Genomic DNA, 10,157 nt, shown 5'->3' with positions numbered 1-10,157 from the left:
TTGCTTCCGATCGCACGTTCAGATCTACCGAAGGTGGCCGCTGGCTGGGTCGGTACCGTGAAATGGACACACAAGCCACCTGCGGGCCGGTTTTCCACCCAGATGCGCCCGCCATGAGCCTCAATAATCCCCTGACAGATGGTTAGCCCCAGACCACTGCCGCCTGGCCCCAGTTCCGGTGGGGCTGCGCGGTAGAACTTTTCAAAGATGCGATGCTGCATGGCTAGCGGAACTCCAGGGCCTTCATCGGCGACCGTGACTTCCACGAACTCAGGCGTATGCCGTGCCGCAACACAAATGCTGGTGTGGGGCGGCGCAAATTTGACCGCATTCTCCAACACATTACTGAGCACCAAATCAATCTGCACCGCATCGGCGAGGACGAGTGGGAGATCGGGCGCAACCGTCACCTGGAGGTCGTACCCGTGCAGATAGGTCGCCAGGCGCTGAGCCGTCGCCCCGATGAGATCGCCGATCTCGACGAGGGTGTGTTGTCGACGGAAAGCCCCCGCTTCTAAGCGGGACATTTCCAGCAGGTTGCGTACCAACCGGTTCAGCCGATCCGCTTCACTCGCAATGGCTGCCGCAAACGAGCGTTGTGTGTCACTATCCCAGATCATCGTGGGATCAAGCAAATTACTCGCGGCTCCGGTGATGACGGCCAGGGGTGTCCGCAGATCATGTGACAGCGATGACAGGAGAATCCCCTTCAGGCGATCCGCTTCCTGTAGCGCATAGGTATGCATCGCGGCCTCGGTCGCACGTTCCCGCTCAACCATCAGGGTCAGCAGGTTACTCAGCATGGTCAAGAGGGGCAGGACCGGCTCCTGATCCCGCAAGGAGCGCGTGAGTCCGTACGCGCGGATCTCACCCACCGGCTGACTCCCAGCAGCGATGGGCATACGATCGGTGGGGCTCCCCTCAAGCACACCAGCCTGGGCAACGAGGGGCGGTTGATTCGCATCAAGCAGGAGGGTAATCGCGACCCCCGGTGCGCCGAGGATCGTACGGGCGGATGCCGCGATATGAGGCAAGATGGCCGCACAGGACGTGGCACGGCTCACGTCCTGACTGAGCTGGTAGAGGGCCGTCATTTGGTCAGCACGACGCTGCACCGCGCGTGATTGTTCGCGCTCGCGTGCCGCGAGGGTCCCCGTGACCAAGGAAACACCAAGAAAGATCGCCAGCTCCAGAAGATCCTGACGCCCCTCAATCGCCAACGTGTGCAGCGGTGGGACAAAAACAAAATTATAGGCGAGAAAGGAGGCGAGGGACGCGACGACGGCAGCAGCCCGACCAAACCCGATGGCGACCACCAGCACCAGGGGGACGTAGCACAAGACGAGATTCGCTGGCTGTAACACCGGCGTGAGGATGACCAGACTGAGGGTTAATACCACAACAGCTCCCAGCGTAATCCCCAGGGTGCGCAGGAGCGTTGATAGTCGGCGCGCTTCCATACATCTATTGTACGCGGTTGTACGAAGATCCGGCGATCAGGATCGGCGCTCCTGTGCCCTAAAGATGTACCCCGCGCGATCGAGCAGGCGCTGGCCGCCGAAGCCGAGGCGCGCGCTGGAGCAGCACGCCCACGAACGATCGGCGGCGATTGCAGCGGGGATGGAGCAGGCGCGACAGCAGGGCGTGCATACCGGACTGCCAGCCGACGCTGAAGGTATCGAGACGTTCCTAGCGAAGCCGACGAGCCAGCGTGCTTGTATGGTTTTCTCACATCGAGGCTCTCAGGCATCCTGCTCGCTGCCTCCGCTCGAGCAGGCGATCCTCGCCGACGATCCCAGCGCGTTCGAGGTTGCGTTGACCGCCAACGCCGAGGCACGCGCGCGCTGGAGCGTATAGCTCGCACGCGGGCGACAGCGATCACCAACGAGGCGCGCTGGCACGACCCATCTGGCGATTGCCGTGTACCAGGCAGGGACGCTTGACCGACTATCTGAGCGGGTCCGAGCCGTTGAGATATTCCTCGACATCGGTGTACCCATCGTGATCGAAATCGCCGCTTGAATCCGTCGGGGTCCCACGGCTCACGGTGCCAAAGGCGTGTTGTTCCCACGCATCCGCCATGCCGTCCTGATCGCTATCGACCGCGATCGGGCCAGCGGCGAGGTTCGGCCACACCACTGCATTCCCATTGGGGAAGGTCCCCATCCGGGTCCGCACATTGTCGATGATCCGCTGATCCGCGCTATCGCGAACCGGACGTGTCGCACCAGCGTCCTGGAGGATCCAGCGATATGCGTCGTGCGCGGTCTGCGCTGTGCGCAGCGAATAGGGCACAAAGCGCGCGGTGGCATAGACGGTTTGTGGATTCCCGCGCACGGTGGTAAATCCTTCCGTCACCGTGCCCTGCTCATACACTGAGCCAGGACGCAGCGTGGGATTCTCAGAGTTGGTTCGGGTTTCCCAGGCTAACAGGGTGGTCGTCATCGGCCCCTTAATAAACAGGTTGTTGATCAGATTTAGGGAGCGCGGATTTCCCTGCGCCGGACTCACGCCCCAGTTATAGACGACGTTATTGACCACCTCAATCAGCGCGCCACCCATGATCTGCGGCATCCGCTGGTCCGAGGTCGTCAGGAGATTATGGTGCAGGGTGATGCGTGTGGGATAAACATCCGTCGTCAATTGCGTGATATTTAGTCCGAAGGAGTGGCCGTGTTGGGCCGGGGTGGCCTCGGGATGGTTCGACAGGTACAGGCCTTCACCAATGATCGCGTGTTGAATCGTGATGTCGTGGGCACCGTTCAGGATGGACGCGCCGCCAATGTCAGGCCCCCAGACCAGCGAGCAATGGTCGAGCACGACATTGTAGACCGCATCCCGATCGGTTCCGTTGATCGCCAGCGCGTCCCGCGTAGCCACGGCACTGGTGGTGGGCGCGTCGCCGGGGCGGAGGCGGAGGTAGCGGATCACGACATCATGGGTCCGGATCATGAGCATGCCGCCCTGGATCTGCACCCCCTCGCCCGGCGCGGATTGCCCGGCAATCGTCAGGAACGGCGCGGTAATGGCAATATCGTCGCGCAAGGTAATGGTGCCCGCAACCTGGAAGAGCACGGTGCGCGGGCCGGACGCCGTCAGCGCGCTGCGCAGGCTGCCCGGTCCGGCGTCCGCTAGCGTGGTGACATAGAGAATGCGTCCGCCGCGCCCGCCCGGTGTCATCGCACCAAACCCTTCTGCCCCTGGAAACGCTGCCAGCGACCCGTCGGACGGAGGCGTCGGTGCCGGAGCGCCCCCCGTCACGCTCGTAGCAACCGGGATGTAGGCGCGTCGCTGCACCGCCGCACTGGCCGCTGAGGCAGCCACGGAGCGCTGGCCGCGCGGCGCGATTGCGACCATGAGGCACACCAGGATCAGGACCCCGACTGGACGGAACCGGCGCATGCTGGTTGATCGGAATCCCGGTGTGGTTCGTTCATCGCGTGCCATCGTGGGCCTCCTTTCACACGGATCACCTGGTCCGCATGAAACTATACGTGCCGGAGCGCGACAACCTGGCCTTCCCAACCGGCGCTGCATTATAGACCCGATCCTGGGATCTGTATAGCAAGCACCAGGCGTGATCCCCACACGATGATTCTCGGTGTGATCCAGGGTGCTGAGCTGCGGCCTGCGTGACACCGGGGAGGGGCGCAAGACTGGCATTGGGTCGGTGCCCTGGGTGTTCGGCCAGACGCACGACCGACGGTGCTGCTCGGAAGGCATCCATCGGCTGAAGCACACTCGGCCATGCCATACAGGATACGGTGACACTCTACACGGTTGCTATGGCTGTCCCCCGTATTCGGCCCCTCATCCGGCCTGGTAGTGCTCGTCGCTGACGTGCTCCATCCAGTCGACCGCCTTGCCGTCGAGCGCCTCCTGAATGGCGATATGCGTCATCGCCGTAGTCGGTGAAGCGCCGTGCCAGTGCTTCTCGCCGGCTTCGAACCACACCACATCGCCTGGACGGATTTCCTCAATTGGGCCACCGTCGCGCTGAACCCAGCCGCAACCCGCCGTGACGATGAGGACCTGCCCAAGCGGATGCGTGTGCCACGCCGTGCGCGCGCCGGGCTCAAAGGTGACGGCGTTGCCGGCCGCCCGCGCCGGAGCATGTGCCCCGAACAAGGGATCGATCCATACCACGCCAGTAAACCACTCGCCCGGCCCCCTTCCGGAAGGCTGTGAACCGACTCGCCTGATCTCCATGGTCTTGCTCCTCCTAATACCGATCGCCCAGAACCGTGATCGTTGCCATAGCGCCGTCGATGTGCTGGAGGTCGTCGGGGGTAAGGTCGACGGCCACGGCGCCGATGTTCTCGTCGAGGCGCTCGAGCTTGCGGCTGCCGGGGATCGGCACAATCCACGGCTTCTGGGCGAGCAGCCAGGCGAGCGCGATCTGCGCCGGTGTCGCGCCTTTCTGCGCGCCGATCTGGGTGAGCAGATCAACCACGCCCTGATTGGCTCTCATGGCCTCTGGCGTAAAGCGCGGGTTACGGCTGCGGATATCGGAGCTGTCGAACGTGGTGTTTTGATCGATCTTGCCCGTGAGATACCCCCGGCCCAGCGGGCTGTAGGGCACAAAACCAATGCCGAGCTCCTCACAGGTCGGCAGCACCTCCGCTTCCACCGTTCGCCACCACAGCGAGTACTCGCTTTGCAGGGCCGTGACCGGCTGCACGGCATGGGCGCGCCGGATCGTCGCTGCGTCTGCTTCCGACAAACCGAAGTGCTTGACCTTGCCTTCTTGAATCAGGTCTTTCACCGCCCCCGCGACCTCTTCGATCGGTACGTCCGGGTCGACGCGGTGTTGATAGAAGAGGTCAAGCGCCTCGACTCTGAGCCGCTTGAGCGACGCCTCGGCGACCCGCTTGATCTGCTCAGGCCGACTATCGAGGCCAGCCGTCGGACTCGGCCCCTGCTCGGCATCGTGCTTAAAGCCGAACTTCGTGGCGATGACGACCTGTTCGCGGAACGGCTCGAGGGCTTCACCCACGAGCTCCTCGTTGGTGAACGGACCATAGACTTCAGCCGTATCGAAGAAGGTGATGCCGCGCTCGACCGCCGCGTGGAGAAACGCGATCATCTCCGCTTTGTCGCCAACCGGACTGTCGCCAAAGCTCATGCGCATACAGCCAAGCCCAAGGGCCGAGACTTCCAGGCCGCTGTTGCCAAGGTTTCGTTTCTGCATGGTGCTTGCTCCTGTAATATGTGATTACTCTGTCGCCCTGCTCTGGCCTGTCGCTAACCTTGGACGGCGATATGTGCCGCCGGGACCAAGCTGCACAGGAACCGCTCGTCCGTTTAGGTCGGGCGTTGTGCTTCGCCTAACGCCTTCACGATGTTCGGGTCACGGTGGTCGAAGAAGCTGCTGGTTCTGGTGTCTAGCGTGGCAATCGCGGCCATATCGTCCGGGCGCAGGTCGAAATCGAAGATGGTGAAGTTTTCAACGATTCGTTCCTTGCGCACAGATTTCGGAATCGCCACGACGCCGCGTTGGGTTAGCCAGCGCAGAATGACCTGCGCCACGGTTTTCTGATATGTGTCTGCGATGGAGCGCAGCAATTCGTTTGCAAACATGTTGTGTTTGCCTTCCGCAAACGGTCCCCAGGATTCAATCTGTATATTGTGCTCCTGTAAGAATTTCTGGGTGTCGATTTGCTGATTGAATGGATGGGTTTCGATCTGATTCACCGCCGGAACCACCTGATGATGCACCATCAGGTCCATCACCCGATCGGGATGGAAGTTGCTGACTCCGATGGCGCGGATGCGGCCATCCCAGTACAGCTCCTCCATCGCGCGCCACGCGCCATACACATCCCCGAAGGGCTGGTGAATCAGGTACAGATCCAGATACTCGAGCTGTAACCGCTGCAACGATCGTTCAAGCGCCTGCCTGGCGCGTTCGTAGCTGGCATCCTGAATCCAGAGCTTGGTGGTGACAAACAGCTCGTCTCTCGGAACACCACTTCGCTGGATGGCGCCGCCAACTGCCGCTTCATTACCATATGCCGCCGCGGTATCAATCAGCCGATAGCCCACGCGGAGCGCTTCGGAGACACTGCGTTCGCACTCTTCGGCATCGTTCATCTGAAACACGCCGAACCCTAGCAGAGGCATGGTCACACCATTATTTAACGTCACTGACGGAATAGCTGACATAGCGGCTCCTCTCTGAGTGTTCAGCGCGGCACGAGTGTGATCGTCGCCGCGCGCGCTTGCGGGCTCATGATAGCGTCGATGATGCTGGCGGCGTAGCGGCGGTACTTGGTGCGGTACGCGGCGCCGATCTGGTCGTTGACGCCCGGCTCGATTTCCTCCACCTGGCAGCCGTCATAGCCGGTGCCCTGCTGGCAGTTGGTCTGCACGCCAGCGCGGCAGGTGGGGCAGGTGTTGTCGGAGGCCACGAACCCGCCGATCACGAACTGACCGGGCTGAACAGATGTGACGGCGCTGCCGACCTGCTCCACGATGCCGCAGTACTCGTGCCCGATCGCCCAGGGCTGCGTAAACTGATCGATGCCGCGGTAGGGCCACAGGTCCGATCCACAGATACACGTAGCCATGGTGCGGACGATCGCATCGGTGGGCTCGATGATCAGTGGGTCGGGACGTTCCTCATAGCGCACATCACCTGCGGCATGCAGCATGGCTCCTCGCATACAGATTCTCCTCTTCTCTTGCGCTCGGACGTGTTGTGCGCTGGCAGGGCGTGAAACCTGCCTGCGCGGATCGTCGCTTGCGTACCAGTATAGGAACCATGAAGCTCAGGTGGTAGAATGATTATCCAGAATCGTTGGATGATCCTCCACATCCTGATGGATGATGCTGGACCACCGGAAGAGATCGCGATGGATTCGACAGACCACCGCCAGGCAGAGCACGAGGTACGCAGAGCGCAGATCAGCCGAGATGAGCTGGTCGAGCGGATCGGGCGGGCCATCCGCGACAGGGAGACGGTGGAGCCGCTGCCCGGGCTATGGCTCCGCCGCGCCTGCGCGCCCACGGAACTCGGGCATGGCGTGTCGTTCCCGGCCTTCTGCGTGATCGCGCAGGGCAGCAAGGAGGTTGTGCTGGGCGACACCCGCTACCGCTACGACCCCGCACAGTACCTCATCGCCACCGCTGCGCTGCCCATCGCGAGCCGGATCACCGAGGCATCGCCGGAGCGGCCCTATCTGAGCGTCGTCCTCAAGCTCGACGCCACCCTCGTCGGCTCGGTCCTGGTCGAGGCCGGCCACCTCGCCTCGCGGCGGCAGCCCACCGTGACCGCCATCAACGTGAGTTCGCTGGACGTGAGCCTGCTCGATGCCGTGGTGCGGTTGGTCCGGCTCGTGGACACGCCGAGCGACGCGCACTTCCTCGCCCCGTTGCTGAAACGGGAGATCGTCTACCGGCTCCTGCGGGGCGCGCAGGGTGAACGGCTCCATCAGATTGTGGCTCTGGGTGGCTCTAGTGTCGCTCACCGCATCGCCGAGGCCATTGAGCGGCTGCGGCACGACTTCGCTCAACCGATGCGCATCGAGGATCTCGCGCGTGATCTCGGGATGAGCGTCTCGGGCTTTCACCAGCACTTTCGGGCAGTGACCGCGATGAGTCCGTTGCAGTTCCAGAAGCAGCTGCGGCTCCAGGAGGCCCGGCGGCTGATGCTCGGCGAGGGGCTCGACGCCGCGAGCGCCGGCTACCGCGTGGGCTACGGCGACGCCTCGCACTTCACGCGGGAGTACAAGCGGCTCTTCGGCGCGCCACCGATGCACGATGTGGAACGGCTGCGGAGCGGCGGTAGGGAACCGGTGGGCCAGGGAAGGGTGTAGCAGCCGATCATGAGATGACGTGGCTCGTGTTGGTCCAGGAGCATGGGTTTCTGGAATGGTAGATTAATGGCAGGAGACTCCCGCGAAGGACGTGCGCCATGAACGATGAGCAAGCCGCGCGCCTGGCCGCGATCCGCGCCTGGGCTTCTGCCACACCCGCAACCCCGTCTCGATTCAGAAGCGCCGCGCGGAGCGCCGCAGGACGCGCCACGGTGGTGGCACGTCGGTCATCACCGCTAAGGCCTCCCTGGCGCCCAGTGGGCGCGCAAGGTGGAGCTGGCGGCGAGGAGGCCGGTGACGAGCACAGCCAGGCGGACCACCAAGGGGCGGGGCACGGCGTGGGCGGGAATGGTCGCGGTGAGCTGGGTCAGGATGGTTTGGTACAATGGATGCTGAGCGGACATGCAGCGCCTCCGAGACGGTTAACGGTTGAGCACGCTGAACCATATCAGCTCGGCGCACGGTCCGCTCGTCGCCATGTCACAAGCTGTTGCCTATCTGTCCGCCCATGAACCGTACCGGGTGACGGAGCCGCCGTGACCGATGGGAGCACAACAGCGAGGAGCGCGAGGATCAGCATACCACGCCGCCGTAGTTGGAGCCGTGGCCGTAGGGCGACGACGACCACACATAGTTGGTCGGCAGAATGTAGTAGGCGATCGACATCACCGATGAAGTTGGTCCACAAGCCCACCAGCCGTTGAAGCCGTCTTTGGTATCGTAGTGCTGGTGGATATAGCCAGCCCAGTTATTGCGATAGCCGTAGCCGTTCGGACTCGGCGGTGTGGTGCCGATGGTGGCCTCCACGCGGCGTGAACCCTCAAGCGACTCAACCGATACCGGTGCGGCGTTGGTACCGATCGTTGCCACACCCCGCACCGGCGAGCGCAGCGTCAGGCCCTGACCGCCGACCGCCAGCAGGTTAAACTGACCGGGAACCTGATCGATCAGGCGGTAGCTGCGGTCGCGCGCGAGATCGACCAGATACACGCCATTCTCGGCCTCCGAGCGTTTCGGTAGCTCAGCCTTATCGAGCGAGCAGACCCAGCGTGCAACGCCGATCTGCGTGCGATCAGCGCTCCAGATCGCGGCGGCATAGCCGTACTCAGCGGACCAGCCGAGTATGCTCACGTCGCGACCGGTGATGGTTGCCACGGCGGTACCTGGGCGGCTGCCGTCGCTGATGCGGATCTCGCTCTTAACTTCGGGGAACTCCACCGCGTAGGCGAGCCACGCTGCATCCGGCGACCAGGCTGCCGAGGAAACCAGCGCGTGTTCGAGCCGATAGGTGCGCCGTTCGCTGGATCGAAGACGCGCAGCTCCCGTGCGCGCACGCCGTCAAAGTCGTTGAGGATCGCGATCTTGCCGAGATCGTTGGAGGCGCTGACCTTAACGGTATAGGCTTTGCCGCTGACCTGAACATCGGTAAGCGACTCGTGCTCCCGTTGCGCGCTGCGTAGATCGTGTACGTGAGCCGGTCATCAGCCTGGCACTGCTGCGCGAGGTCAGCGATGTCGATGGGATTGTGTCGTCGCTGACCAATCTTGGCCTCGTGAGCTATGTGCAGGGAGACGCTGCCACGGCTGGGGCATATTTCGCAGAAAGCCTGGTCATGTACCAACGGCTTGGACGCAAGCAGGGCATTGGGCTGTGTTTAGCGGGGATTGCCGGGGTAGACGAAGCCTGTGGTCATCCAGCGCTGGCCGTGCCGCTGTCAGGAGCGACCACGGCGCTGCTGGATGCGCTCGGCGTGCAGCTCGATCCGATCGACCGAGCCAATTACGAACACAATCTGATCGCGGCGCAAAACCAGTTGGATGCTGATCAGTATGCAACAGCCTGGGCCGAAGAACAAACCATGCCATTGGAGCAGGCAATCACAGCGGCTCTGGGCGTATTGCTCCGACCCTGCGTGTGAACTGTCATCGGACGTGTCAGGCCGGATCAAACGGTGCGTAAAGCGCGGACGTTCCTTGTTCGATCCGCTCCATCATCGCCTCGCCGCTCAAAGCTGGGGCAGCAGAGAGCAGGGCTGCGGAGCGGCGGCAAGCGCCAGTCCCACGCTGATGCTGCCCAGCAGCGTTCATGGGCGGCGCGGGTATGTCCCCGTACCTGACGCGGCATCTATCGGGAACGGCAGAGGAGATATGGAGTGACGCACGAGAACGTTGCAGACATCTACAAGCTCACGCCCATGCAGCAGGGCATGCTCTTTCACACGCTATATGCCTCGGAACCAGGCGTGTATGGCGTGCAGTGGAGCTGTACTCTGCATGGTAATCTCGAAGCCTCGGTCTTTAAGCGAGCCTGGCAGGGTGTGGTAGATCGCTATCCCGTTTT

10 protein-coding genes are annotated in these 10,157 nt (G+C 62.8%); 3 read left to right on the top strand and 7 right to left on the bottom strand.

Annotated features, from left to right (window positions below; all coding sequences use genetic code 11):
• From VFZ66_00660 to VFZ66_00635, 6 genes are all read right to left on the bottom strand, one after another.
• Nucleotides 1-1,400 (bottom strand): ATP-binding protein (locus VFZ66_00660; GenBank protein HEX6287663.1); only part of this gene is annotated, 1,400 nt, incomplete at its 3' end.
• Nucleotides 1,401-1,947: 547 nt separating this feature from the next.
• Nucleotides 1,948-3,447 (bottom strand): hypothetical protein, encoded by a 1,500-nt coding sequence (locus VFZ66_00655; GenBank protein HEX6287662.1) that lies wholly within the window; start codon nucleotides 3,445-3,447, stop codon nucleotides 1,948-1,950.
• 363 nt (nucleotides 3,448-3,810) lie between these two features.
• Nucleotides 3,811-4,209 (bottom strand): cupin domain-containing protein, encoded by a 399-nt coding sequence (locus tag VFZ66_00650; GenBank protein HEX6287661.1) that lies wholly within the window; start codon nucleotides 4,207-4,209, stop codon nucleotides 3,811-3,813.
• Nucleotides 4,210-4,222: 13 nt separating this feature from the next.
• Entirely contained in the window at nucleotides 4,223-5,191 is a 969-nt protein-coding gene (locus tag VFZ66_00645; protein HEX6287660.1) for an aldo/keto reductase, read from the bottom strand.
• Nucleotides 5,192-5,304: 113 nt separating this feature from the next.
• Nucleotides 5,305-6,165 (bottom strand): aldo/keto reductase, encoded by an 861-nt coding sequence (locus VFZ66_00640; GenBank protein HEX6287659.1) that lies wholly within the window; start codon nucleotides 6,163-6,165, stop codon nucleotides 5,305-5,307.
• A gap of 20 nt (nucleotides 6,166-6,185) precedes the next feature.
• A complete protein-coding gene (locus tag VFZ66_00635; protein ID HEX6287658.1) occupies nucleotides 6,186-6,665 on the bottom strand; it encodes a DUF2255 family protein in 480 nt (159 codons plus the stop codon).
• A gap of 117 nt (nucleotides 6,666-6,782) precedes the next feature.
• On the opposite strand from VFZ66_00635, the gene VFZ66_00630 reads away from it, so the two are divergent.
• The gene (locus tag VFZ66_00630; protein ID HEX6287657.1) at nucleotides 6,783-7,817 is read left to right on the top strand and encodes an AraC family transcriptional regulator; all 1,035 of its coding nucleotides are present in this window, start codon (nucleotides 6,783-6,785) and stop codon (nucleotides 7,815-7,817) included.
• Between the two features lie 573 nt (nucleotides 7,818-8,390).
• Here VFZ66_00630 and VFZ66_00625 read toward each other — a convergent pair.
• Nucleotides 8,391-9,035 carry a hypothetical protein gene (locus VFZ66_00625; protein HEX6287656.1) on the bottom strand — a complete coding sequence of 215 codons (645 nt, stop codon included), beginning with the start codon at nucleotides 9,033-9,035 and terminating at the stop codon, nucleotides 8,391-8,393.
• A 394-nt stretch (nucleotides 9,036-9,429) separates the two neighbouring features.
• Between VFZ66_00625 and VFZ66_00620 the strand changes: the two genes are divergently transcribed.
• A complete protein-coding gene (locus tag VFZ66_00620; protein ID HEX6287655.1) occupies nucleotides 9,430-9,735 on the top strand; it encodes a hypothetical protein in 306 nt (101 codons plus the stop codon).
• A 234-nt stretch (nucleotides 9,736-9,969) separates the two neighbouring features.
• Nucleotides 9,970-10,157: condensation domain-containing protein (locus VFZ66_00615; GenBank protein HEX6287654.1), on the top strand; the 188-nt coding region annotated here is incomplete at its 3' end.

This window comes from Herpetosiphonaceae bacterium, from assembly GCA_036374795.1.
Lineage (GTDB): Bacteria > Chloroflexota > Chloroflexia > Chloroflexales > Kallotenuaceae > LB3-1.
Note: the sequence above shows the minus strand (reverse complement) of the source record. Positions and strands in the feature narration are given on the sequence as shown.

Excerpts from the sequence above, each read along its gene's own strand:
- VFZ66_00635 (HEX6287658.1), bottom strand. The coding sequence starts at position 6,665 with ATGCGAGGAGCCATGCTGCATGCCGCAGGTGATGTGCGCTATGAGGAA.
- VFZ66_00645 (HEX6287660.1), bottom strand. The coding sequence starts at position 5,191 with ATGCAGAAACGAAACCTTGGCAACAGCGGCCTGGAAGTCTCGGCCCTT.
- VFZ66_00620 (HEX6287655.1), top strand. The coding sequence starts at position 9,430 with ATGTACCAACGGCTTGGACGCAAGCAGGGCATTGGGCTGTGTTTAGCG.
- VFZ66_00650 (HEX6287661.1), bottom strand. The coding sequence starts at position 4,209 with ATGGAGATCAGGCGAGTCGGTTCACAGCCTTCCGGAAGGGGGCCGGGC.
- VFZ66_00655 (HEX6287662.1), bottom strand. The coding sequence starts at position 3,447 with ATGGCACGCGATGAACGAACCACACCGGGATTCCGATCAACCAGCATG.
- VFZ66_00640 (HEX6287659.1), bottom strand. The coding sequence starts at position 6,165 with ATGTCAGCTATTCCGTCAGTGACGTTAAATAATGGTGTGACCATGCCT.
- VFZ66_00630 (HEX6287657.1), top strand. The coding sequence starts at position 6,783 with ATGATTATCCAGAATCGTTGGATGATCCTCCACATCCTGATGGATGAT.